The following is a 26,127-nucleotide window of genomic DNA, read 5'->3' as shown; positions in this document are numbered from 1 at the left end:
GGTCCGGACCCTGAGGGACCTCGGCGGCATGCATGGGGCCGACTGCCACCGGGCTGCGGCCCAGCAGGCGCCCGGCCAGGGGCAGACGGCCCCGGGCCAGCCGCCGGCCCTGGCGGTGCAGCCATTGCAAGCTGCTCGGCAGGACGCCCAAGGGCCGGGCCGTGTCGAACATCAGCACACAGTCGACCACTTCGCCGAGCGCGCGCAACTGCCTTGCCATCTCCAGGGCCAGCAGTCCGCCGAAGGACAGACCGGCCAGGCGGTAAGGTCCGGTGCCCTGGCGCTCGCGCAGCAACCGCACATAGTCGGCAGCGATGCGCTCGACGGTGATGCCTCCGTGCCGGGGGTCCACGTGCGCATCGAGGAAGCCGAGCTCGGCCGGCACGAACAGGCCGTACACAGGCACCTGCGGCGCCAGCGCGTCGGCCAGGGGCTGATAGATGTGCACGCCGCACACGCAGTGCAGCGCCGGGGCGGTGCCTTGCGGCTGCAGACACACCATCGAGGCCTCGTGCAGCCGGCGGCCGGTGTCCAGGGCCTCGCACAGCGTGGCCACGGTCGGGTGCTCGAAGACCTGCGCCAGGCTGCAAGGCAGCCCCAGCTGGGCCTCGATGCGATGGACGAGCCGCGCGGCCAGCAGCGAATGCCCCCCCAGGTCGAAGAAGTCCTCGTGCACACCGAACCGGCGGTGCCCGAGCACCTCGGCCCAGACCGCCCACAGAGCCTGTTCGGCCGCGTTGCGAGGGGCCACGCGCTGCACGGACGCCGCCGGCTCGGCCGGCGCCGGCAGGCTGCGGCGGTCGAGCTTGCCGTTGGGCAGCACCGGCAGGTGGTCGATGAAGACCAAGTGCTGGGGCTGCATGTAGTCGGGCAGGCGGGCACGCAGCCGCTCGCGCAGGACGTCGCGCAGGTCCTCGTGCGCCGCTGCCGGGGCGTTGGTGTGGATGTAAGCCACCAGGCGGGCATCGCCCGGACGGTCTTCGCGGCGCACAACGACGGCGCGGTGCACCTGCTCGTGGGCGGCCAGCACCGCCTCGATCTCGGCCGGCTCGATGCGGTGGCCGCGCAGCTTGATCTGGTCGTCCAACCGGCCCAGGTGCTCGAGCCGGCCGTCGCGGCGCCAGCGCACCCGGTCGCCCGTGCGGTACAGCCGCAGCGGGGGGTGGCCGGGGTCGGCGGCCCATTCGATGAACCGTTCGGCAGTGAGTTCGGGACGGCGCCAGTAGCCCAGGGCCAGACCCGCCCCCCCGAGGTGGAGTTCACCGGCCACGCCCCAAGGACAGGGCTGGCCCTGTGCGTCAAGCACCCAGGCCTGGGTGTTGGCGATGGGCCGGCCGATGCTCAGGTGCTCAGGGCGCGCGGACATGATGCGCATGCAGGTGGACCACACCGTGGTCTCGGTGGGGCCGTACATGTTCCAGACCTCGGCCCCATGCGCCAGCAGCTGCGCGGCCAGCTCCTGCGGCAGGGGCTCTCCGCCGACCAAGGCCTTCAGCCCGGCAGGGCCCGTCCAGCCGGCTTCCAGCAGCATCTGCCAGCGCGACGGCGTGGCCTGCATGCCGGTGATGCGGCCGTCTTCGAGCAGGCGTCTGAGTGCGCTGCCGCTGGCGGCCTGCTCGTCGGTGGCCAGCACGACGCAGGCGCCGCGACCGAGGGGCAGCAGGGTCTCGAGCACGGCAATGTCGAAGCTCAGCGTGGTGACGGCCAGCCAGCGCTCGCCTGGCCCAAGGCCGGGCTCGCGGGCCATGCTGGCCAGGAAGTTCACCACCGCGCCATGGGGCACGACCACCCCTTTGGGGCGCCCGGTCGAGCCGGAGGTGTAGATCACGTAGGCCGGATCGCCCGGCCCGGCACACGAGGCGGGCTCATCCGGGGGCATGGTGAGGCCCTCCTCCACCAGTGCCAGCACGCCGGCGGTCGCCAGGCCCGCCGCCCAGGACGGCGCCGTGTCGCCAGCGATCAGCAGGGCCAGCGCCGCGTCGTCGGCCATGTCGGCCAGACGGGCGCTCGGATAGGCGGGGTCGAGAGGGACATAAGCCGCCCCCGCACGCAACACGCCCAACTGAGCCACCAACAGGTCGGCATCGCGCGGCAGGCTCAGCCCGACGCGCTGGCCCACCCCGATGCCGCGCCGGCGCAGGGCGCACGCCAGCGCCGCGCTGCGCCGCTCGAGCTGGCCATACGACAGCGCCTGGCCAGCGCATTCGAGGGCCGGCTGCGCGGCATGCTGCTCGAAGGCAGGGGCCAACCAGGACCAGACCTCACCGGCAGGCAGCGGCAGCACCGGGCCGCAGGCCAGCGTGCGCAAGGTCTCCAGCTCGTCGGGCGCGAGCATGGGCAGCGTGGCCACCGGCTGGCCCGGCGTGCGCAGCACGGCCTCGAGCAGGGCTTCGTAGTGGCGCGCCAGGCGCTGCACGGTGGAAGGCTCGAACAAATCGACCGCATACTCAAAGACGGCAGAGCGGTCCAGCTCGGGGTCGATGGTGACGGCCAGGTCGAACTGGGCGGCTTGGCGGTCGAAGTCCACCCGGGACCAGGTGAGCCCCGGGAAGTCGATCCCGCCCAGCGGGGCATTGACCATGTTGAAGAGCACCTGGAAGAGCGGGGAGCGGCTGTTGTCGCGCACGACGCCCAGTTCCCTGACCAGCAGCTCGAAGGGCATGTCCTGGTGGGCATAGGCCTCCAGCGCGGTGTGGCGCACCTGATCCAGCAGGGCCTCGAAGCCCAGGCGTGCGTCGAGCCGGCTGCGCAACACCAGGGTGTTGACGAAGGTGCCGAGCAGATCTTCAGTGGCCAGGTGGTGACGGTTGGCGATGGGCACACCGATGGCCAGGTCGGTGTGACCGCTGTGGCGGTACAGCAGCAGCTTGAAGACGGCCATCATCACCATGGCCAGGCTCGCGCGGTGGCGCGCACCCAACTCGGCCAGCCGCTGTAGCAGGGCCGGCGCCAGGGGCAAGCGCACACGCGCACCGCGGTGGCCCTGCTGCGGCGGTCGGGGGTGGTCGGTGGGCAGCTCCAAGGGCTCCAGAGCGGCGAGTTGCTCGCGCCAATAGGCCAGCTCCTCGGCATGGCGCTGGCCGGCATACCAGCGGCGGTGCCAGGCGGCGTAGTCGGCATATTGCAGCGCCGGGGCGGCCGGCACGCCGCCGGCCTGACCGCCAAGCCGCCGGGCATAGGCCGCCGCCAGCTCGCGGGCCAGCACGGTGAAGGACCACTGGTCGCCGATGAGGTGGTGCTGCACGATCAGGAACACGTGCTCGTCGCCCCCCAGCGGCAGCAGGTGCAGGCGCATGAGCGGCCCGCGCGCGAGGTCGAAGGGCTGCTGGGACAGGCGCGCGAGCAGCGCATGGACGGCCGGGTCGTCGGGACCGCGGGCCTGCGGGGGCGGTGTCACGGTGTCGATGGCGATCGCCGCCCTGGCCAGGACCCGGGGGCGCACGGTCTCGCCGTCGAGCACGAAAACGGTGCGCAGGATGTCGTGCCGCGCCACCACCTCGTCCACCGCCGCCTGCAGGGCCGGGCCGTCCAGGCGGCCGCGCAGGTGCAGGGCCAGCGGCATGTGGTAGGCCGTGCTGGCCGGTGCAAGCTGCTGCATGAACCACATGCGCTCCTGGGCGAACGACAGCACCGCCTCCTGCGCAGCCCGCGGCAGCGGCAGGTCCAGCGCCGGCGAGGCCGCGGCGGCGCCTTCCAGGCAGCGGCTCAGTCCGGCCGGGGTGGGCGACTCAAACAGTTGACGCACGGACAGCTCGACCCCGGTGAGGGCCCGCAGACGCGATACGAGCTGGGTGGCCGTGAGCGAATCCCCGCCCTGGTCGAAAAAGTGGGCCTGCGGATCGGCCGCCCGCCCGGCCCCGAGGACGGCCTCCCAGGCAGCGGCCACCGCCGGGTGCACCGCGGTGCCAGCCGGCGCGCTTGCCCCGGGCCGTGCCGGCCAGGCCTGCGACTGCCAGCGGTCGTGCCGGTAGCGCTCGCGGGCCAGGGCGCGCTGGGGCTTGCCGCTGGACGTGCGGGGCAGGACGCCGCCGCGCAGGACCAGGACGTCGGCCACATCGACCTCGAAGGCCGCGGCGACGGCCGCGCGCACGGCCTCGGCAATGGCCGCCGCGGCCGTTGCAGGGGGCCGGCCACGGACTTCGGTGAGCAGCACGACCGCCTCGCCCGCAGCCCCCTCCACACCGAAGGCCAAAGCGGCCCCGTCGGCCAGCGCGGGGTGGGCGGACAAGGCCACGGCTTCGAGGTCCTGGGGATGCAGGTTACGCCCGCCCACGATGATGAGGTCCTTCAGGCGTCCGGCCAGGTAGAGCTCGCCGTCGGCGAGGAAGCCGAGATCGCCGGTGCGCAGCCAGCCCCGATCATCGTCATCACCCTGGAGCCGGGCCGAGAAGAGCTCGGGAGCCGCCTCGCGCCAGTAGCGCTGCGCCACACTGGGGCCGCGCACCCAGATCTCGCCGACGCGGCCCTCGCCGAGCGGGGACAGGCCTGCCGGGTCCACCACCCGCACCGCCAGCCCGGGCAGGACCGGACCGCACGACACCAGGCTGCGGGCGTCCGGCGCACCGGGTTCGGCAAGGCGCACCTGCCCCTGTTCCAGCGCGGCGGCCGACAGCACCAGGCGGCGCGGGGGCGCGGCCTGCGGCGAGAGGCTGACCGTCAGTACCGCCTCGGCCAATCCGTAGGCCGGGGCCCAGGCCGCAGGGTCGAACCCCTGGGGGCCGAAGGCCTGTTCGAAGGACGACAACGTGGGCGGGCGCACCGGTTCGGCCCCGCAGGTGGCCAGACGCCAGCTCCGCAGGTCGGCGGTCCATCCCGGCTCGCGCGACAGGGCCCGCACGCAGGCGGCATAGGCAAAGTCCGGGGCACCGCTGACGGTGATGCGATGACGCGCAATCGCTTCCAGCCAGCGCAAGGGCCGGCGCATGAAGACCCGCCGCGGCATCAGGTAGGACACGCCGTCTTGCAGCAGCGGCTGGATCAGGCCCAGCACGATGCCGTAGTCGTGAAACCAGGGCAGCCAGCTCAGGGCGCGCGGGGGCGGCGCCACCCGGCGCCCGACGACGGCTGCCAGCGCCGCGCCATGGGCCAGCACCTGGGCATGGGTGATCACGACACCCCGCGGTGCCCGGGTGGAGCCCGAGGTGTACTGCAGATAGGCCGGATCCTGCGGGCGCACGGTGGAGCCGTGCGCGGCCTCGTCCGGCGAGGTGGGCTTTCCGGCCTCGTGCAGGAGCTGCGGTGTCGTCCAGGCCACAGGCCCGCAGGCTGGCGTCGCCCCGGGGCCTTCGGCCGGGTTGCACACCCCCAGGACGGCGGCGGCATCTTCGGCGATGCGGCTCAGGCGGTCCCAGCCGCGCGCGCCCAGCCGCAGATCCGGCGGCGGTGCCGGCACCGGCACCAGGCCGGCCAGCAGGCAGGCCCAGAAGAGCTCCACGGCTTCGACACCGCCTTCAAAGGCCAGCAGCACGCGCTCGCCCGCGGCGGCCCGGTCCCGCAGGGCCCGCGCGAGGCAGGTGGTGCGCTCGAGCAATTCGGCACGGGTGCGCGTCCAGGCGATCGCCCCTTGCTCGTCGAGCCCGGCATAGGCCAGCGCCTGCGGATCGGCCCGGCAGCGCGAGAGGAACAGGGCTGGCAGCGTCGCGTCAGGCCCGACATCGGCCCCCCACGGGACAGGACTGGAGGCGGGAGATTCGACGGAGGGTGCGGACAGGAACATCGGGAGCGGGTGCGGAGGGTTGCCTGCGCCGCCCCCCTACTTCTCGGTCAGCGCCGATGATGGGGCAGCCGCCCTCCGGTTTCATCCTCCATCCGGGGGATTGGGCCCCACCCGGTCACCACCACAGGCCCAACGGCACATCCAGCGGCAGGCCGTGGACGCGGTCGCGCGCCGGCAGGGGCTCCAGCGGGCGCAGTTGCACGAGCAGCCAGGCCGTGCGCGGCGACAGCGGCGAGACCCGCTCGGCCGGAAGCCGCCCTTTCGTGCGCCCGTTCACGAAAAAGGGCGCCTGCTGCGCCCTGTTGGTCTGTCCGATCAGAACTGGTAGGCCAAGCGCAGCCCGCCCCAGTGCCGCCCTTGCACCTCGATCGGCGCCGAGGCTTCCTTCATCAGGACGAAGCGGCCGCCCCCCATGTCGCGGCGGTAGGTTTGCAACAGGAAGGGCCGACGGTTGCGGGCGCTGGCCAGGCCGGTGCGGTCGTCGAAGATGCGGCGGTAACGGCTGTGGGCGGTGTTCCAGACCACGTCGCCGGGGCGCTGCGGCTGGCAGTACTTGCGGTTGTGGGTGGGGACATAGCCGTTGCGGTCCACGGCAATGCAGTAGACCACCTTGGGCGACAGCTCCAGCAGCTTCTCCTGCACCTGCGGGAACAGCCGGTCGGCCAGGGCGACGAAGCGAGTCTCGAACTGGGGCGGGTTGGTGCCGGCGATCGGGCGGTACTGCTCGTCGAAGAGTTCGGCCAGGCTGATCGCACCGGTTCGCACGGCGTCCTCCAGCAGGAGGGCGATCTCAGCGGCCGCCTGCTGGGCGGCATGGATGTACGGGGTGTCTTCGGTCTCGATGCCGCTGGCGGCGGTGAGTTCCATCAGGTGTTCGCTGACCTTGAGGAAGGACTCGCTGCGCTGCAGGGCCTGCTGCAGCGCCTGGGCGGTCTGGCGGGTTTCGCGCTCGATGAGTGCCATCTCCTCGTTCATGCCTGCGCTGAGCTGCCGGCTGTGGGCCGCCGCCTGGGCGATGCGCCCCACACCGCCTTCGACCTCAGCCAGCGCGGCATGGAAGGCGCCTTGGCGGCCTTCGCTGCCTTCGCTGCGGATCTCGCGCGCCAAGGTGCCGATGCGCTCGTCGAGCGTGCCCACCGTGCCCATGATCTGCTTGGACGAGGCTTCGACCCTGGCGGCCAGGTCCTTGACGGCGTCGGCCACCACGCCAAAGCCCCGGCCGGCCTCGCCGGCCCGTTTGGCCTCGACCGAGGCGTTGAAGGCCACAAGCCGGGTCTGCATCGCGATCTGCGTGATCTGCTGCGCGGCCTCGGCCACCTCGCGCAGCGTGTCCACCACGCCGGCCACGCCTTGGCCGACGCCTTCCACCGCCTCGCGCGCACGGCCCACGGCTTGCAGGCTGTGTTCGGTGACTTCGCCGATGCCGTCCTGGGCCTTGACGATGGTGCGCAGGTGTTCGGCCAGCGTGGACACGGCCTGCTGCTGGCGCTCGGCGCTGCGGATGCTGTCGTCGAGCACGCCGCGCACTTCGGCCGCCTCGCGGCCCAGGCCGGAGGTCTCCTGCTGCAAAGACTGGATCAGCGCGCGCGCGTCCGCCACGCCGCCAGCGGCCGGAGCCGGTGCCTGTGCGGGCTGGGCCTGGCCTTCACGGCCTCGAAACAAGGTCAACATGGCTCTTCTCCTCGCACTGTGGTGCCGGCCTTCCCGGGGCGTTTCACCATTCGCGCAGCTTCACGCGCAGGCGGGCGATCGACTGGCTGTGCAACTGGCACACCCGCGATTCGGTCACGCCCAGCACGGCCGCGATCTCCTTCAGGTTCATGTCCTGCTCGTAGTACATGCTCATCACGTACTGCTCGCGCTCGGGCAAAGTCTTGATGGCCGCCACCAGGGCCTCGCGCAAGCGCCGGTCGTTGAGCTGGCTCAGCGGGTCGGCCTCCTTGTCGGCCACGTGGCGATCCAGGAAATCGTGGTCGCCCTCGTCGCCGCTCATGTCCTCCAGGTAGACGAGCTGGGTGCCGCGCACCTTGTTGAGCAGCTCCTGGTAGTCGGCCAGGCTGATGCCCATTTCCTGGGCGATCTCGCTTTCCAGCGGCGCGCGGCCCAGCTTCTGTTCGAGCCGGTGCACGGCCGCCTCGATGGAGCGCTGCTGCTTGCGGTCGCCACGGCTCATCCAATCGGCCCCACGCAGTTCGTCGAGCATCGCACCGCGGATGCGCTGCGTCGCGAAGGTCTCGAACTGCACGCCCTGGCTGGTGTCGAAGCGGCTGAGCGCTTCGTTCAGGCCGATCATGCCGACCTGGATGAGGTCGTCGATCTCCACGTTGGCCGGCAGCTTGGCGATCATCTGGTGTGCCAGACGGCGCACGAGGGGGCTGTACTGCTGCAGCATCGCGTGGTTGTCGAGGCGGCCTTTGGCGGTGTACATGGGCAAGCGCTCCGGAATCAGTTGAACGCGTGGGGGCGGGCCGGGGCCGTCGCGGATCCGGCGGGCCCAGCCCAGCCTGCGCCTTCGCCGTCTGGCAGCGAAAACGGCAGGGCGTGGTGCAACAAGGTGGTGGACAGCGGGTGCAAGGCCCGGGCCAGATCGGCCTCGGACTGTACCGCCGTGCAAGCGATGGCCTCGAGATGAACCGTGCCCCCCAGGAAATCCTGCACACACTGCGCCAGGCGGGCCGCCGCGACGGGCATGCCCAGGGTGGGGGTGGCCAGATCCATCACGACGGCGTGCTCCCCCAGGCCGGCGTACTGCAGCAGGATCTTGATCGCCGCATAGGCCTCGGTGAGGCTGGGCGCGTCGTCGCCCGCAAGGATGAGCGGCCGCACGCGGCGTCCGGCAAACAGCCCGCTGAGCAGCGCCGCATCGGCGTGGAAGACGATGACATCGGCGCTGGGCGCAGCTTCGCGCAGGGCCTCGAAGAGCAGTGCGGCCGAGCCGGGGGCCTCGCCGAACCAGGCCAGCGTCGGGCTGGCGGCCAGCACGCTGGTGTGGGCATCGAGGGGGTCGATCCACTGCCCCAGGTCAAGGTCGCGGGCCACGGCCTCGGCCACGTCCACGCCGGTGGTGTAGGGGCTCGGGGCCGCATCCACCACCAGGGTGTGCAGATCCTGGGCTGCAAAGCCGTGGCACAGGCCTTCGAGCAGCATGTGCGCTCCCCGCGCGAACGGGTTGGCAGCCACCGGCAGCAGATGCACGGTGTGGTGGGCAAACAGGCGTCGCAGCCCGTAGGCCTGATCGTAGGCGCGCTCAGACATGCACCGCCCCCTGGGCCGCTGCGCGTGGAGCTGGCGGCGCGGTGAAGACGAGGTTCACGTCGTCGCGGTCCAGGCGGTAGGCCGCGCTGCCCCCGCCCCGCAAAGCGCGATGCACCAGGGCCTGAGCCGACATGCGGTGCCAGTCCTCGGGCACGCGCTGGCCGTTGGCCACGCCCAGCACCGGCAGCTTGTGGCGGATCACGGCGTCCAGCGCCGGGCCGAGCTTGACGGCCTCGTCGATCTTGGACAGGACCACCCCCTTGCACTGGTGGGCACGGTAACCGATGAGCACATCCTCGATGGTCTCGCCCTGCGCGGCGGCGTTGACCACCAGCACGCGCTGGATGCGGCGGTGGCTGACCATCTCCAGCAGCTCCTGCGTACGGGTGTCGCGCTGGGCGATGCCCGCCGTGTCGATCAGGACCATCTTTTTCGACGACAGCAGTTCGAGCAGGTCCTCCAGTGCGGCGCGGTCGTGCGCGGTGTGCACCGCCACGCCGATGATGCGGCCATAGGCACGCAACTGCTCATGGGCCCCGACGCGGTAGGCGTCCAGCGTCACCAGGCCCAGGTTCGAGGCGCCGTAGCGCGCAGCAAAGGCCGCGGCCAGCTTGGCCGTCGTGGTGGTCTTGCCCACGCCGGTGGAGCCCACCAGGGCGTAGACGCCGCCTTCGTCCTCCAGGGCCGGCCCCTCTTCGAGCGTCAGCAGGTTGCGCTCGAGCACGCCGGCCACCCAGGCGTTGAGATCGGCCGCGTCATGCGGGATGTGGGATGCGAGCTTGCGGATCAGCGCCGGCGAGAAACCGCAATCGAGCAGCTTCTGCGTGAGCTGGGCCTGGGCCGGGTTGCGCTGCATCTTCTCCATGAAGGCCAGGGCACCGAAGCGCTCCTCGATCAGCCCCTTCATCTCGCGCAGCTCGGCGAGCATGGCACGGTCCTCGGCCGCCGGTGCGGCCGGCGCCGGGACGCTGCAGGCGGCCTCGTCGGCCAGCGCCGGCACCACCGGAGCCGGCGCTGCGGTGCGCACCGGGGCGCCGGTCTCGCCGGCCTGGGCGGCCGTGCGGCCGGCCTTGCGTTGCGCAGCACGCTCGGCCAGGCGTTGCTCGACGGGCAGGCTCGATGCCAAGGGGGCGGCCACGGTCGGGGCTGCCGTGGGCATCGCGGCCGGATGCGTGACGGCTGCGGCCGTCTGGGCCTGCTGTTGCAGGGCCGCCTGACGACGCTTGAGCATGCGCTCGCGGACATAGTCCTGGAACGACAGCGTGCTCATCGCGAGCTGTTCCACATCCTTGGCCACCGCGGGGGCGGCGGGAACGGCCTTCGGCGCGACACCACCGGTGGTGGCAGGCGCCTTCGCAGCGGCCGCCGCCGGCGCCGGGTGGCTGAAGGTCTCCAGCGCGGCAACGCTTTCGGGCGCCATCGCCAGCACCTCCACACCTTCCTTGCAGGGGCGGGTGGACAGGATCACGGCGTCCTCGCCGAAAGCCTGGCGCACCTGCACCAGGGCGTCGCGCGACGTTCTCGCGACAAAGCGTTTGACGTTCATGCGGTGCCTCCAATCACGGAGCCGATGCGGATGGTGTGAGTGTCAGGAATCTCGCTGTGGCCCAGCACCGCCAGGCGGGGCGCGGCACGCTTGAGCAGCCGGGCCATGGCCGGGCGGATCGCATCGGGCACCAGCAGGCAGGCGGGCACGCCCAGGTCTTCCTGCTTCTTGCTCGCGCGTGCGGCCGACTGGGTCAGGTGATCGGCCACGCCGGGGTCGAGGGTGGCGCCATGCGGTGACGTGAGTGCCTGGGTGACCAGCCGCTCCAGCTCGGGCTCGATGGCGATCACGTCGAGTTCCTTCACGGGGCCGTAGATCTGCTGAACGATGGCCGGAGCCAGATTCACTCGGATGCGGCGCACCAGCTCGGCCGGATCGGTGACGGTGGCGGCATGTTCGGCCAGGGTCTCGACGATGGTGCGCATGTCGCGGATGTGCACGGATTCCTCCAGCAGCATCTGGAGCACTTTCTGCAGCGTTGGGATGCTGACCATCTTGGGTACCACGTCCTCGATGAGCTTGGGAGCCAACTTTGTCACGTGATCCACCAGCTGTTGCACTTCGGTGCGGCCGAGCAGCTTGGCGGCATGCACTTGCATCAAGTGTGAGAGATGGGTGGCCACGACGGTCGAGGAATCAACCACCGTATAGCCGGCCATTTGGGCGCTTTCGCGCTGAGCTTCCTCGATCCACACCGCAGGCAGGCCAAAGGCCGGGTCGGTGGTGGTGGTGCCGATCAGCGGAGTGCTGGCATGGCCGGGGTTGATGGCCAGGAACAGGCCGGGAAAGCACTCGCCCTCGCCCACCACGGCGCCGCGCAGCGTGATGCGGTAGACGCTGGGCTTGAGCTCGAGGTTGTCGCGGATGTGCACCGAAGGCGGCAGGAAACCCACTTCCTGCGCGAATTTGCGGCGCACGCCCTTGATGCGCGCCAGCAGGTCCCCTTGGCGGTCCTTGTCCACGAGCTGGATCAGGCGGTAGCCCACCTCCAGGCCCAGGATGTCCACCGGCTGCAGGTCGTCCCAGCTCGCCTCGGCATTCGGGCTGGCCTGCTGGGCCGCCGCTGGCGTGCGCTGGGCCTGCAGCCGCGCCAGCTCCTGGCGCCGGTGCAGGCGGTAGGCCGCATAGCCCAGGCCGGCGGCGATGGCCATGAACACCAGGTGTGGCATGCCCGGGATCACGCCCATCACGCCGATGACACCGGCCGTGATGCCCAGAGCCTTGGGCGAATGCAGCACTTGACCGGTGATCTGCGTGCCCACGTCCTGCTCCTTGCCCACGCGCGAGACCACCATCGCTGCGGCGATCGAGATCAGCAGCGCCGGGATCTGCGCCACCAGCGCATCGCCCACGGCCAGCAGGATGTAGGAGTTGGCCGCCTGGGACGCATTCAGCCCATGCTGGACCATGCCGATGGTGAGGCCACCGACGATGTTGATCAGCAGGATGAGGATGCCGGCTATGGCATCACCGCGCACGAACTTCGAGGCGCCATCCATCGAGCCGAAGAACTCGGCTTCCTCGCCCACCTCGGCGCGGCGGCGCTTGGCTTCCTTCTCGTCGATCAGGCCGGCGTTCAGGTCGGCATCGATGGCCATCTGCTTGCCGGGCATTGCATCCAGCGTGAAGCGTGCGCCCACCTCGGCGATACGCTCGGCGCCTTTGGTGACCACGACGAAGTTGATCACCACCAGGATGGCAAACACGATCAGGCCCACCGCGAAGTTGCCGCCAATCAGGAAGTGGCCGAAGCTTTCGATCACCTGGCCGGCCGCGCCCGTGCCGGTGTGGCCTTCGAGCAGCACGACGCGCGTGGACGCCACGTTCAGCGACAGTCGCAGCATCGTGGTCAGCAGCAACACCGCGGGGAAAGCCGCAAAGTCCAGCGGCCGCACCATGTAGGCCGACACCATCATCACCATCAGCGCGCAGGCGATATTGAAGGTGAACAGCAGATCCAGCATGAGGGGCGGCAGCGGCAGCACCATCATCGTCAGGATCAGCACCACCAGCAGCGGTGCGGCCAGGGCCTTCAGCGGCAGACCGCCCAGGAGATCCTGCAAGGGGCGTGGCAGGGCGGGGGTGGAAGCGTTGCTCATCATTCAGCCTCGGCGGTATCGGCCGGCGTCTTGCCGTGGTGCGGATCCAGCTCCTGCGGCACCTGCAGGGCCGGCAGCTCGCCTGGCATCGGCGCCTGGCCGGCCATTGCGGCACGCAACTGGTACACGTAGGCCAGCACCTGCGCCACGGCGGCATACAGGGCAGCGGGAATCTCGCGGTCGAGTTCGGCATGGGCGTAGAGCGCGCGCGCCAGCATCGGGGCCTGCAGCACCGGGACCTTGGCCTCCCGGGCCACGTCGCGGATGCGCAGGGCCAGCAGGTCTGCGCCCTTGGCCACCACGCGCGGGGCGTTCATGCGGCCCTCCTCGTACTTCAGCGCCACCGCGTAGTGCGTGGGGTTCATCACCACCAGGTCGGCCTTGGGCACGGCGGCGATCATGCGGCGCTTGACGTTCTCCCGCATCAAGGCCTTGACCTTGGATTTGACCTCCTGGTTGCCCTCGAGCTCCTTGTGCTCGTCCTTGACCTCGCGGTGGCTCATCTTGAGCCGGTTCTTCAGCAAGTGGCGCTGCAAGGGCACATCCACGGCGGCGAATACACCCAGGGCCAGCAGCAGCAGGGCCACGCCCACGATGATGAGATGCGTGGCCTGCGACACCGCCGCCGGCAGGGCCATGCCCAGCACGGCCGGGAACGCGTCGAGCTGGCGGTAGAGGTAAACCGCCCCGATGAGGCCCAGGACGAGTGCAAGCAGGCTGGCCTTGATCGCCTGGATGAGGTTGTCCTTGGAGAAGAGCTGCCCGAACCCCTGGACCGGATTGATCTTCGAAAAACGGGGCGCCAGGGCCTTCATCGTCCAGTTCCACCCGCCTGACAGCACGGCGCCCAGGGCAGCCACGCCGGCCACCACCAGGCCCAGCGGGACCGTCACGGCCAGGAACTTCGCCGCCGCCCCGGACAGTCGCTCGGCCATGCGTGCACTCTCACGGACATCGGCCCCTGCAAAGCGCAGTTCGGTGGCCATCATGTCCAGCATCCAGCCCGTCATCCAGGGGCTGGCCATCGTGACCACGGCGATGCCGCCGGCCACGATGAGGAAATGCCCCAGGTCGCGTGAGCGCGCAACCTGGCCGTCCTCACGCGCCTTGCGGATCTTGCGCTCGGTGGCTGGCAGGTTGCGGTCTTGGGCGTCGCTGGACATGGCGATGGGCAGATTGCGTCATCGCCATTGTGAAAAGCCCGGCTGAGAACTTGAGCCGAAATAGCGGCGGAATTCCCGCCAGTTCGCGCTGCGCGAAGCGGCCGCGCGCAGGGCCTCAGGGCCGGTCCAGGGCCATCAGGCGGCGCTGCTTCTGGGTCTGGTCGATGAAGCGCTGCAAGGCCCGCAGCGATTCGCCGCTCATGCCCTCCATCTCGCAGCCCATGCGCACCCCCTGGGCCGCATCGTTCACGGCAGAGATGTGAGCGACCCGCAGGCTCGCGTTGAAGCGGGTGTCGTCATCCAGCTCGATCAGCGACTGGCTGATGAAGGTACCGGGCTGCAGCAGCGGCGTGCCCTCGGGCACGAAGACGGCCAGGCCGCCGATGCTGACGTCGAGGATGCGCAGGTCCAGCCACACCTCCTCCAGGGCCGGATGACGCAAGCGCAGCGAAGGCCCCTCCTTCGACAGCGGACGCACCCGGTAGCTTGCACGGCGTTGGAAGCGGAACACCTCACGCGGCAACCGTCCGTTCAGGGCGCTTTGCCCCTGACCGCCGTGCACGTGCACCAAGCCGTCCAGGTCGAACTGGATCTTCACGCTGTCCAGGTAGCCCACCGCCACCACCTCGTCGGAGTCGAGCACCCGCTCGAGCTGGGGCTCGTGGGCGTCGACCGCAAAGCGCACCACCCCCTTGGCCTTGTTGACCTCGAAGATGGTGGTGACGAAGCTCGCCCCGCGCGGCGTGGCGATCGTCAGCAGCGCGTTCTGCTCCTGCATCTGGCGCAGCAGGGACAGGATCTCGAAGGGTTCGGTGATGCGGAAGTCGTCCAAGGCCGAGCGCGCTTCGGGCTCCTCGGGCGACAGGGGCATGGGCATGGTTTCCATGGCAAGCTCCCGTGGCGCGTTCGCGACACCCGGACGCCCGGATGCCGACGCGCTCAATGCAGTGTACGCGGCGATGCAGCCAGGAGTCGATCCAGGTCGTCCAACCAGGGTTCGGCCAGGTGGCGGATCTGCGCGTCGTTGTGCAAGATGCGCAGCATCACGCGGTGCTTGGCGCGGACCTGCTCGGGGTCGAGCTGGCGCCCGGCGGCCGCCTGCTTCAAGTGCGAGATCAGCACCGCGCAGGCCCCTTCCAGGTGCACCACCCGGTCCCAGTCGCCGCTGCGCGCCGCTTCGAGCATCTCCTGGCTCGCACGCTCGATGGCCTCGTAGCACTCCAGCAGCGCGTTGTCGTCCATGGAAGGCTCCGGTGCGGGGCTTGCGTTCGTGAGGGTTGTGGGCAGCATCGCTCGGTCTGCTCCCCTCAGGACTTGATCGATGGCTTTATGGCCACCCAGGCCTCGCGGATGGGTGCAAGCAGCCTGATGCATTCCTGCAGGGCCGCATCGTCGTTGCGCAGGTTGGCGTGGGTGAGGCGGGCGGTGAGGTAGAGATAGGTGTGGTTCAGGTTCTCGGCCACTTCGCCGCCCTCCTTGCGGTTCAAGGCGCTGCGCAGACCTTCCTCGATGATGCGCACGGCTTGCCCGATGGCCTTGCCCTTGGCCTCGATGTCGCCCCGGGCCAGCGCGCCGCGGGCGCGGGCCATGGCATCGAGGGCCCCGTCGTACAACATCTCCACCAGTTTGTGCGGATCGGCGGTGGCCACACCGGTTTCCACCTGGACATGCCCATAGGCAGTGGCTTGGCTTCGGAAGGGTGCAAACATGGTCATTGCTCGCTGGGATGGATGCGTTTGCACTGATATCGGCCGGACCTACGCCCCACTTGAGCCGGAAATGGGCCCCAGCTTCCCCCTCAAACGCAGGGGGCCCGCACAGCGGGCCCCGGCGAGGTGTGGCGAGCTCCGAGCGGCCTCACTTCGCCTTGTTCCAGTTGTTGATCGCGTTCATCTGCTGGCTGACATAGTTGCTCAGGCTGTTGAGTTGCCCGAGGCTGGCGTCCAGCGACTGGTACTGCCGCAGCAGGCGCTTTTCCACCAGAGCCACGCGATCCTCGTAACGTTCCTGCTGCTGCTCGTTGCGCCGGATACTCGCTCTCAAGCCTTCGGTGCGGGCGGTGAGCATGCCCTCAGTGCCCACGATCGAGTTGGTCAGCAAACGAAATCGCTCACCAAAGCCGTTGACGCTCGGATCCAGCGTGTCGGCGCGACTGAAGGCTTGCGCCAGCTCATTGCGCTGGTTCAAAGCGCTTGCGAAGCGCGATTCATTCAATCTGAGCGTTCCGTCGCGCTGCAGCTCAACACCGGCGCTGGACAGGGTGGCAAACACACTCGACGCCCCCGAGGTCTGCGACACCAAGGTTCGTAGCTGTGTCACAAGCCCCACGGCCGTGCGGTCGCCTTGCAAAGCCCCGGCCTTCTTCGAGGCTTCGTCGTAGGCGGTTTCTTTCGCCACGAAGCGGCTGAGGTCGTTATAGGCATTGACGAAATCCTGCACCGCTTTCTTCACGGCCTCGTCATCGGCCGACACTTTGACCTCGACGGCGGACGTCGTGGTGCGCGACAGCGTGAGCGTCAACCCGTCGACCACGTCGCTCAGCGTGTTGGAAACCGATTCGATGTCCAAGCCGTTGATGCGCGCCAAAGCATTGCGGGCCTGCTGCGTCTCTTCCACGTCGCCTGGCACGCCCTGCTCGTAGGCCAAGGCTTGCAACCCTGGGTCACCGGTCACGTCGATGCGCGTGATCGCCGCATCCAGGCCGGTGGCGGTCGTCGTCAATACCAGACGGGCGCCCGACGCATCGCGCACGATGGACGCGCTAAGACCCACCCCGGCCGCGTTGATGCGATCACGGATGCCAGCCAAGCTTGTGTCGGACGCGCCGATGGTGACGCTGGCCGTGCTGCCGTCACCTTTGGTGAACGTGAGCGTCCCCTGCCCGAGCACGACCGAGCTGTCTGCATAGGCTGACGAGGCCAGGGACTGCGAACGCGCCAGCTGCGAGACTTCCACGCTGTAGCTGCCCGCCGCAGCTCCGGAGGAGGCCGCCACACTCACCGCCGCGGCGTCCGAGGACGTCGCCGCCGTTTGACTCCACAGACTGGAGCGTGTGAGCTGCGTGGCCGCCGATTGCAGGTTGCTGACGTAGCTGCGCAACAAACCGAACGACGACAACTGCGTCGACAGACGGCTTGCCTGCTGCTTGAGCAGGTCGATCGGCCGCCGTTCGAGCGCCACGAGCTGCGACACGATGCTTTGCACATCCAGCCCGCTGCCTATGCCCGGGGACGAGATGGTCGCCATCCGTCAAACTCCTCATCGCAAGGAACCGGCTTGCGGCGCCCTTCGGGCGCAGCGTGCCTCGTGAAGCGGATTATCGGCAGACCGCAACCCGACTTGAGCGGTGATTTTTAACGCTGCAGCAGCGACAGCACCTGCTGCGGAAGCTGATTGGCCTGCGACACCATGGCCGTGCCGGCTTGTTGCAGGATTTGCGCCCTGGACAGCGCCGCCGTCTCGGCCGCAAAGTCGGCATCCATGATCCGGCCTCGGGCCGCCGACTGGTTCTCCGCGGCCACCTGCAAGTTGGAAATCACGCTCTCAAAGCGGTTTTGCGCCGCACCGAAAGTCGCCCGCAAGTCATTGATCACATCCAAGGCGCGGTCAATCACATCGATCGCCTCGTCGATCTCATCCCCGGGGTTGGCCGGCACCGTGGTCCACCCGCCGATTGCGATACCGCTGGCGCCAGAGGCTGTGGCCGTGGTCGTCACCGTCGCGACCACATCGGCGGCGGAAGATGCACTGGTGATCGTGCTGCCTTCGGCCGGCGTTCCTGACAAGTTCACCGAGTTGACATCGATGCGATCGTTGGCCGTAGTGTTGGCCCCCACTTGAAAGCTCAAGGTCGACTCGAACGTGGCATCGGTCCCATCGAACAGCGACTTGCCATTGAACCGAGAGGATTTGACGGTGCGGGCGATTTCTTCCTGCAGCTCGGCGAACTCTTTTTGGAGATTGGCGCGATCGCCCACACTGTTGGTGGCGTTGCGCGACTGCACCGCCAGCTCGCGCATGCGCTGCAGCATGTCGCCGATCTTGCCCAGCGCGCCTTCGGCCGTTTGAGCCAGCGAAATGCCATCGTTGGCATTGCGGATCGCCACGTTCATGCCCTTGATCTGGGTATTCATGCGCTCGGCAATCGCCAATCCGGCAGCGTCGTCTTTGGCACTGTTGACACGCAGTCCCGACGACAGGCGCTGCATGGCCGTGGCCAGCGAGGACTGAGAAGCATTGAGGTTGCGCTGCGCGTTGAGCGAAACCACATTCGTGTTGATGGTCTGAGGCATGGCAGCTCTCCTTCAAGAATCACAACGGACTCCGGCTTCGAGCGCCGGCGCTCCACCAGTACGGTCAGCTTGATTGTGAGAGCGCACCCCTTCAGACAAAGCCCCAAACAACAGCCTTTTTACCCCCCAGATCGATAGGCCGGCCAACGAGCAAAAACCCGGCCGAAGCCGGGTTGTGTTGAGGTCCGCGTGCGTGGACGTCAGCGCAGCAGCGACAGCACTTGCTGGGGCAGCTGGTTGGCCTGCGACACCATGGCCGTACCGGCTTGCTGCAAGATCTGGGCACGGGAGAGATTGGCCGTTTCTGCCGCGAAGTCCGCATCCAAGATCCGTCCTCGAGAGGCGCTTTGGTTCTCCACGCTGACCTGCAAGGTCTGGATCACCGCCTCGAATCGGTTTTGCACCGCACCGAAGGTTGCCCGCTGGTCGTTGATGACATCGAGCGCGCGGTCGATCACGTCGATGGCTTCATCGATTTCGTTGCCAACGTTGGCCGGGTCGGTGGTCCAGCCGCCGATGGCGATGCCACTGGCGCCCGACGTGGCGGCTGTGGTGGTCACCGTCGACATGACGACGTCGGCCGATGTCGCGCTGGTGATCGTGCTGCCCTCGGCCGCCGTGCCAGACAGGTTCACCGAGGTCACATCGATGCGGTCATTGGCCGACGTGTTGGCGCCAACCTGGAACGACAGCGTCGCCTCGTAACCCGCGCCGTTGGAGTCAAACAGCGCCTTGCCGTTGAAGTTCGACGACCGGATCACGCGACCGATCTCGTCTTGCAGTTCCGAGAACTCTTTCTGCAGATTGGCGCGGTCGCCGCTGCTGTTGGTGGCGTTACGCGACTGCACCGCCAGCTCGCGCATGCGCTGCAGCATGTCGCCGATCTTGCCCAAGGCGCCTTCGGCGGTCTGGGCCAGCGAGATGCCGTCGTTGGCGTTGCGGATGGCCACGTTCATGCCGCGCACCTGGGCGCCCATGCGCTCGGCGATGGCCAGGCCGGCGGCATCGTCCTTGGCGCTGTTGACGCGCAGGCCCGAGGACAGGCGCTGCATCGAAGTCGCCAGCGAAGACGCCGTGCTGGAAAGGTTGCGTTGCGCATTGAGCGAAACGACGTTGGTATTGACGGACATAGCCATGATGTGTGCTCCTTCAATGTCGATGACTCCCGGCATGGACGCCGGCTTTGCCTCAGCCCAGCGGCCTTGCAGCCGCTGCGCCTTGCCAGCTCGCGCTGGCTGCGTCCGGCGGCAGTCACCTCAGATGCGAGCGAAGATCGGCGCTTCGCGTCGAACCGTCGGCCGGCTGTTCCCCGGACCACGGGTTGCCGATTGCTCGGGCCCGTTGAGCGAGTTATCGACAGGTGCGATACCAACTTTAGGGCTTTGTCAAGCCGAAGAAGAAGGAACTTCTTCGCGCTAAGGAGCGGATCGACCGTCCTGATCTTTTGGACTATCGGCCGCCCGCCCCGCCGGCTTGAGCAAAACTTGTCCACACCGCATCGTTGGCGTAGAAGAGAAGGTGGAAAAGTTCAGCTAATTCCATCTTTGGATATGACGCTGGCGCCTATAGTGAATGCCGATCCCCGCGCAGACAAAGACCGCCCCTCCCCTCCTCAGGCAAGAAACCATGACGCAACCGTCGGCCGAACACCATTTGATGATCCTGTGGGAGCACGCCCGTCCCAAGCAACAGCGCATCGTCGAAGATGTGGGGCGTCGGCTGCAGATTCTGGCTGCCTTCGAGATCACCTGGAGCCCGCCTCGGGTTTCGGAGAATTTCACGCGCTTTTATGGACAGAACCTGCCTCCCGGATCGTTCAAGGAAGATCACTGTGGCCGCGGCCCCTTTCTTGCCCTGATTCTGCGGGATCCGCAACCCCGCTACGAGATGCGCGAGACGTCCAAAGGACCGCGTCTTGTCAACGTCAACACCTTCGATGCCAAGCAGCGCTACCGTCAATGGACGGGCGGTGGCCATCGCGTACATGCCACCGACAGTCAAACCGAAGCGCGGCACGACGTTGCCTTGCTGTTCGGCATGCCGATGGCCGCGCTGATCCAGCGATTGCCCAAGCGCTGGAACGGACAAATTGCACCGATGCCGGTAGACCTCGTCGGCGCCGGGGGATGGAAAGATCTGCGCCAGTTGTTCAGCGTGCTCAATGAAACCATCCCATACGTGGTGCTGCGCAACTTCGAGGGGTTTCCAGAAGCTTACAAATCAGACGCGCACGGCGACATTGATCTGCTGACGACGTCCGACGCGGAGATGGCATACGTGATGAATGCGCGCCGGGTGTTTGCTCAGCCTCACCGCGTCCACTATGCCGCCTTCATCGCAGGCGAGGAACTTCGTTTCGATTTTCGCTTCGTTGGCGATGGGTATTACGAAAAGCGCTGGCAAACCGAGATGCTCGAGCGACGCACCTTGCATGAAGGCGGGTTCTTCGTGCCGTGCGCTGGCGACCATTTCTACTCGTTGCTGTACCACGCTTTGATTCACAAGCCTCGAATCTCGGACGAGTACGCGCAACGATTGGCCCAACTCTCGACCCACCCCGACCTGCGTGCGCATTTGCCGCGCACACCGTTATCCGCCGCCGACCTTCAGGAAGCACACCAGGCCAAGCAACTGCTCGATCAGTATCTTCAGTTGCACGGATATGTCTACGAACGGCCGGCCGACACGTCGGTGTACTACAACGCCAAAGTCCTTGGCCACGAGTCTTCGCAGCCAGTGGATCAAGTCTCGACGGGCACGCAAGACGCAGCCGGCTCAAGCAGCACCGAAGAGCGAGTCCTCGTCGCCTTGCAGTCGGTGCAAGACCGCTCGATCGCCTCGGAAGACATCCGCGCCATCTGTATCGATACCCTCCTGGCCAAGAGTCTCGGTGCGGCATGCGTCAACGCCTTGCGCCCCTTGGAACCGCTTCTGACGGGACGAACGGTTTTGGAGATCGGCGCTCGCTTCGGCACCTCAAGTCGTTACATCGGGGAGCTTGGCGCCCGGGTGACGGCTTACGAAGCTCACGCCGTGATGGCGCAAGCTGCAGCGCTGCGCTGCGCCGACCTTCCCAATGTGACGGTCACCTCGGATCTCGAACTCGCCCTCAAGACAGACACTGGCTACGACGTCGTGCTCATCTCCGATCCTGGAGCCCGTGCGCAACTGGACGATGCGCTGCGCCAAGCCCGACAATGCCTCCGTCATGGCGGCTGCCTGATTGTGATGAGTGCCAATCGCCTGGGACTGCGGCACTGGGCGGGAGCCGCGCAATCCCATGCGCCGTGGGACTTCGCTGGCATCCAGGGCCTGCAGGTCAAAGGTCTGCCCGGCGCCCCCGGCCGCGAGGAACTGGTCCGGGCCTTACGAAAGAACGGGTTGACGCATCTCAAGTTCTACTACCCCTTCCCCGACCACCATTCGTCGCAACTGGTGCTCAGCGATGATGCCTTGAGCGCACCGCCTGAGCTGCTTTACAACCTTCTGTCGTCGATCCATACCGTCGGCTTTGGCGCAGGACAAGGACCGCTGTTTTCCGAAGCCTGCGCATTCCGATCGCTGGTCGACAACGGACTGGTTGGCGCGCTGGCCAACGCGTTCGTCGTCGTAGCCTCGGATGCGCCTGTGCCGGCAAAAGACCATGAGGATCTTGCATTCACCTACTCGGTCGCTCGCCGCAAGGATCTGTCCAAAGAAATCGCCATCCGTCGCATCGACGGCGAACTGCGCGTTCAACGACGCCTGTTGTATGCAACGTCGACACCGAAGTGGATGACAGTCGAGCCCGACGAGCCACTGCTGGAGGGCGAACTGCTGTTCAACCGTCTGCTGCCCTTGGTCAATCAGCCCGGCTGGCATGCTCGGTTGATCGCGCAATGGATGCAGCCTTTGTATCAGCATTTGTCGTCGCACGCGCGGCTCGTCCAGGGCGAGCGCTACTTGGAGGGTCGGTATCTGGATGCCACGCCCTTCAACTTCATTGGATACGACGGTAGATATCGCCTGTTCGATCTTGAATGGTCGTACTGGCCACAGGTTCGCCTCGACTATGTGCTGCTGCGCGGTCTTTACTACAGCTTTGCGAAACTCGGCTCGGTGGCGCAACCCCGCCCTGACACGCCCCTGGGCCTGATCCCCCTGGCCGAAGAGGTCATCCAGCTGCTGAGCGGACAACCGTGCAATGCCCGTGCACTGTTGCAGCAAGAAATCGAGCTGCAAGCAGCCGTCACAGGCATCAAGTTCAGCGTGGAAGGGTTCTACCGAACCCTTCCCGTGCGCCCGCACGCCAAGTTTGAAGGCGAGCCAGCGCAACCCGACACCATCAAACGCTGGATGGAACAGCGACGCTTGACAACCTTCCACGAGCAACACATACGGAACAAGCTCCGTGAACACGGTGGCGGCCCGCGCTTGTTGCTCCTGGTGCAGGCGCTCGGCGACACGCTGCACGAGCCGCTGGCCCGGACCCTGAGGAGCTTGGACGAAGCGCTTCGCTTCGGACTGAATGTCGAGGTATGCGTCCTCGCGGACGATGACACCCACGCTCCCACCCTGCCCAACCCCTACCGTGTGCACTACACCAAGGCCCAAGAGTGCATATCGGCCATCAACCGGATCGTTGAGCAATCCGACGCACAGTGGGTCTTGTTGACTCGCGCCGGCGATTCGTTCACTTCCAATGGTTTGACCCTTCTTGCGCTGGATCTCATCGGCGCCGACCACTGCCGGGCCGTCTATGCGGACGAGCTTTATCGAAGCCAAGACGGATCGCTGGGAGCCGCCTTCCGGCCTGACATCAACCTCGACCTATTGCTGAGCTTTCCAGCGGCCATGGCCACGCACTGGTGCTTCAAGCGCGAAGTGTTCTTGGATTTGCATGGCTTGGATGCGCAAGCCGAAAGCGCCGCGGAACTGGACCTGGTGCTGCGCATGATCGAGCAAGGCGGATTGGCCGGTCTGGGCCATGTGGCCGAGCCGCTGCTGATCAGCGATCCGCCAAGCGTTGCCGATCAGCCGCACGAAAAGGCCGTGATCCTCAATCATTTGATTCGACGCGGCTACAGCAACGCAACGGTTCACCAGCAACTTGCGCGTCAGTACCGCATCGAGTATGCGCATCCTCATCAACCATTGGTGAGCATCATCATTCCCACGCGTGATCAGCTCGATCTGCTGCGGCGGTGCGTCGAAAGCCTGCTGGAGAAAACGCGCTATCCCCACTACGAACTGCTCATCGTCGATAACCAAAGCACCACCGAGGAAGCCCGCCAGTGGCTCGATGCCGTGGCCTCCTTCGGAGAAAACCGCATCCGGGTGCTGCGCTACGACCACCCGTTCAATTTTTCGGCGATGAACAACCTGGCGGTGGAGCATGCGCGTGGGGACGTCGTCGTGCTGCTCAACAACGACACAGCCATCATCGAGCCGGGGTGGCTCGATGCCATGCTCAATCACGCCCTGCGTCCGGAGGTGGGCGCGGTGGGCGCCAAGCTGCTCTACCCTGACGGCACGGTGCAACACGCCGGTGTGGTGCTGGGCCTGCGAGGGCCCGCGGACCATCCTTTCCTTGGCGAGCCGATGGACGCTGCAGGCACGATGCAGCGCCTGCGCGTGGATCAGAACTACAGCGCCTTGACCGCAGCGTGCCTGATGATCCGCAAATCGGTCTACCAAGAAGTCGGCGGCATGGATGAGGTCGCCTTCAAGGTGTCTTACAACGATGTGGATCTGTGCCTGAAGGTTGCGGCTGCAGGATACCTGAACGTGTGGACACCTCACGCTTTGGTCATGCACGAGGGTAGCGTGAGCCAAAAGCAACTCGATCCGCAAGCTCACGAAGCCAAGCGCCAGCGGTTTGCGGCCGAACAAGACGCTTTGTATGCGAAATGGATGCCTCTGATCGCCAACGACCCGGCCTACAACCGCAATTTGTCGCTGAACGACAAAGGCTTTTCTTTCGAATCAAGAGTCGACTTGGTGTGGCATCCACTGACATGGCGACCCGCGCCCATTGTGCTGGCCCACATGGCCGATCATTGGGGGTGCGGTCACTACCGGGTGATCCAACCCTATGAAGCGATGCGCCACAGTGGTCGCATCGAAGGGCTGCTGTCGGACACCATGCTGCTGCCTTCCGAGCTGGCGCGTCTGGACCCCGACGCCATCGTTTTGCAACGTCAGCTCAGCGATCCGCAATTGGAGTCGATGCGTCGCATCAAAGCGTTTTCCAGGGCGTTCAAGGTCTACGAGTTGGACGATTATCTGCCCAATCTTCCGCTCAAGAGTGCGCACCGCCAAGGCATTCCGAAAGACGCGGTCAAGTCTTTGCGGCAGGCATTGGGCTACGTCGATCGATTCGTGGTATCGACCGAGGCACTGGCCGAGGCTTTCGAAGGCTTGCACCGCGACATCCGAGTGGTGAAGAACAAGCTGCCCTCGGCATGGTGGTCCAACCTCCAGCCGCAACGACGCCGCGGACGAAAGCCACGGGTGGGCTGGGCCGGTGGAGCGGGCCACGCAGGCGACCTTGGCTTGATCATCGATGTGGTCAAGGCGCTGGCGCACGAGGTGGAGTGGGTGTTCTTTGGTCTGTGCCCGAAAGAAGTATCGGCGGTGGTCCACGAAGTGCACCCGGGTGTTCCGATCGAGCAGTACCCGGCCAAGCTGGCCAGCCTCGATCTGGACCTCGCCTTGGCCCCCTTGGAACACCATCTTTTCAATGAGTGCAAGAGCAATTTGCGTCTGATCGAGTATGGAGCCTGCGGCTACCCCGTGGTTTGCAGCGACATCCGCTGCTATCAAGAGGACGCGCTTCCCGTCACACGGGTGAAGAACCGCTACAAGGAATGGGTCGACGCCATTCGTATGCACATCCATGACCTCGATGCGGCCGCACGTGCAGGCGACGCGCTCAGGCAGGCGGTTCGCTCACAGTGGATGCTCGAAGGCGCCGCGCTCGATGAATGGAAGGCGGCCTGGACACAGGCGTGAGCACGTACCCCCTTGTAGGAATTTCTCCGACACCCGCTCGGAAATCCGCGACACTGCGAACAGAAAGGCCCTGATATCGGCTCATTTCCGGTCTGCCTAAAGTGCGTTCCACGCAGTCAGCGAAAGCAAGCCCGGGAACACCCCGCACATCGACAGACTGAAGAACGGAGCCGACCATGAACCCGCAGACCGAACAGATCCTCGCCGAGATCCGCGAAGCCAACCTGTCTTACCTGATGCTGGCGCAGAACCTGATCCGCGCCGACCGTGCCGAAGCCTTGTTCCGCCTGGGCATCTCCGAGGAGACCGCCGATCTGATCGCCGCCCTGAGCCCGGCCCAGATCATGCGCATCGCCTCGGGCAACACGCTGCTGTGCCGCTTCCGCATGGACGACGACCTGGTCTGGGGCCTGCTGACCAACCATGGCAAGTCGGCCGCCAACGACGCCACCGCCCGCCTGCACGCCAGCATCCTGATGGCCGGCCGCCATCAGGAAGCCGCCTGAACGAGCCCTGCCCGCCGTTTCCACCAAAAGCCACGGAGCCCGTCATGCGCACCAAGAGCATCCTCACCGAAGCCAAGCAGATCGAACGCGCCGTCACGCTGATCCGGCTGGGCGCCCGCCTGCAGGTGCTCGAGTCCGAGACCGACCTGTCCTACGAGCGGCTGCTGCGCCTGTACAAGGAGGTGGCCGGCAAGTCGCCGTCGAAGGGCCAGCTTCCGTTCTCGACCGACTGGTTCATGACCTGGCAGCCCAACATCCACGCCTCGCTGTTCCTGAACATCCACGAATACCTGAACAAGGCCGTCGAACTCGACGAGATCGACGTGGTCATCAAGGCCTACCGTCTGTACCTCGAGCAGACCCAGTCCCAGGGACTGGAGCCGCAACTGTCCATCACCCGCGCGTGGCGCCTGGTGAAGTTCATCGACAACGGCATGCTGAGCATGACCCCGTGCTCGAAGTGCGGCGGCCACTTCGTCACCCACCCCCATGAGATTGCCAAGCATTTCGTGTGCGGCATGTGCAACCCGCCGGCGCGCGCCGGCAAGGGCAAGTCC

17 protein-coding genes are annotated in these 26,127 nt (G+C 67.0%); 3 read left to right on the top strand and 14 right to left on the bottom strand.

Going from position 1 to position 26,127, the window contains the following annotated elements; all coding sequences use genetic code 11:
- The 14 genes from ACK42S_RS04695 to ACK42S_RS04630 form a co-directional block, all read right to left on the bottom strand.
- The coding region (locus ACK42S_RS04695) for an amino acid adenylation domain-containing protein (RefSeq protein ID WP_409703989.1) at nt 1-5,716 on the bottom strand (5,716 nt) is incomplete at its 3' end.
- 115 nt (nt 5,717-5,831) lie between these two features.
- Nucleotides 5,832-5,993 carry a hypothetical protein gene (locus ACK42S_RS04690; protein ID WP_409703987.1) on the bottom strand — a complete coding sequence of 54 codons (162 nt, stop codon included), beginning with the start codon at nt 5,991-5,993 and terminating at the stop codon, nt 5,832-5,834.
- Nucleotides 5,994-6,031: 38 nt separating this feature from the next.
- Nucleotides 6,032-7,387 (bottom strand): methyl-accepting chemotaxis protein, encoded by a 1,356-nt coding sequence (locus tag ACK42S_RS04685; protein WP_409703985.1) that lies wholly within the window; start codon nt 7,385-7,387, stop codon nt 6,032-6,034.
- 43 nt (nt 7,388-7,430) lie between these two features.
- On the bottom strand, nt 7,431-8,144 hold the full coding sequence (locus ACK42S_RS04680; RefSeq protein WP_409703983.1) for an RNA polymerase sigma factor FliA: 714 nt from the start codon (nt 8,142-8,144) through the stop codon (nt 7,431-7,433).
- Between the two features lie 17 nt (nt 8,145-8,161).
- Nucleotides 8,162-8,971, bottom strand: coding sequence for a MinD/ParA family protein (locus ACK42S_RS04675; protein ID WP_409703981.1), 810 nt, complete (start codon nt 8,969-8,971; stop codon nt 8,162-8,164).
- A complete protein-coding gene (gene flhF, locus ACK42S_RS04670; RefSeq protein ID WP_409703979.1) occupies nt 8,964-10,517 on the bottom strand; it encodes a flagellar biosynthesis protein FlhF in 1,554 nt (517 codons plus the stop codon). The genes ACK42S_RS04675 and flhF overlap by 8 nt, the downstream gene beginning before the upstream one ends.
- Nucleotides 10,514-12,616, bottom strand: coding sequence for a flagellar biosynthesis protein FlhA (gene flhA, locus ACK42S_RS04665; RefSeq protein WP_409703977.1), 2,103 nt, complete (start codon nt 12,614-12,616; stop codon nt 10,514-10,516). Before flhA ends, flhF begins: the two co-directional genes overlap by 4 nt.
- Complete coding sequence (locus ACK42S_RS04660; RefSeq protein WP_409703975.1) at nt 12,616-13,779, bottom strand: flagellar biosynthesis protein FlhB; 1,164 nt, start codon at nt 13,777-13,779, stop codon at nt 12,616-12,618. The genes flhA and ACK42S_RS04660 overlap by 1 nt, the downstream gene beginning before the upstream one ends.
- A gap of 115 nt (nt 13,780-13,894) precedes the next feature.
- Nucleotides 13,895-14,665 (bottom strand): flagellar brake protein, encoded by a 771-nt coding sequence (locus tag ACK42S_RS04655; RefSeq protein ID WP_409703973.1) that lies wholly within the window; start codon nt 14,663-14,665, stop codon nt 13,895-13,897.
- Between the two features lie 53 nt (nt 14,666-14,718).
- Entirely contained in the window at nt 14,719-15,021 is a 303-nt protein-coding gene (locus ACK42S_RS04650) for a flagellar protein FliT (RefSeq protein ID WP_409703971.1), read from the bottom strand.
- Nucleotides 15,022-15,086: 65 nt separating this feature from the next.
- Nucleotides 15,087-15,488, bottom strand: a complete 402-nt coding sequence (fliS, locus tag ACK42S_RS04645) for a flagellar export chaperone FliS (protein ID WP_409703969.1) — start codon at nt 15,486-15,488, stop codon at nt 15,087-15,089.
- Between the two features lie 148 nt (nt 15,489-15,636).
- On the bottom strand, nt 15,637-17,025 hold the full coding sequence (gene fliD / locus ACK42S_RS04640) for a flagellar filament capping protein FliD (protein ID WP_409703967.1): 1,389 nt from the start codon (nt 17,023-17,025) through the stop codon (nt 15,637-15,639).
- Nucleotides 17,026-17,132: 107 nt separating this feature from the next.
- Complete coding sequence (locus ACK42S_RS04635; RefSeq protein ID WP_409703965.1) at nt 17,133-18,071, bottom strand: flagellin; 939 nt, start codon at nt 18,069-18,071, stop codon at nt 17,133-17,135.
- Between the two features lie 200 nt (nt 18,072-18,271).
- Nucleotides 18,272-19,207, bottom strand: coding sequence for a flagellin (locus ACK42S_RS04630; protein WP_409703991.1), 936 nt, complete (start codon nt 19,205-19,207; stop codon nt 18,272-18,274).
- Nucleotides 19,208-19,697: 490 nt separating this feature from the next.
- On the opposite strand from ACK42S_RS04630, the gene ACK42S_RS04625 reads away from it, so the two are divergent.
- The 3 genes from ACK42S_RS04625 to flhC all read left to right on the top strand — a co-directional run.
- Nucleotides 19,698-25,064, top strand: coding sequence for a glycosyltransferase (locus ACK42S_RS04625; protein ID WP_409703963.1), 5,367 nt, complete (start codon nt 19,698-19,700; stop codon nt 25,062-25,064).
- A 176-nt stretch (nt 25,065-25,240) separates the two neighbouring features.
- Nucleotides 25,241-25,570, top strand: coding sequence for a flagellar transcriptional regulator FlhD (flhD, locus tag ACK42S_RS04620; RefSeq protein WP_409703961.1), 330 nt, complete (start codon nt 25,241-25,243; stop codon nt 25,568-25,570).
- Between the two features lie 44 nt (nt 25,571-25,614).
- Nucleotides 25,615-26,127: flagellar transcriptional regulator FlhC (flhC, locus tag ACK42S_RS04615; RefSeq protein ID WP_409703959.1), on the top strand; the 513-nt coding region annotated here is incomplete at its 3' end.

Origin of the sequence: Caldimonas sp. (assembly GCF_046289365.1) — a bacterium.
GTDB lineage: Bacteria > Pseudomonadota > Gammaproteobacteria > Burkholderiales > Burkholderiaceae_C > Caldimonas.
This window is presented reverse-complemented; position numbering and strand designations above follow the sequence as displayed.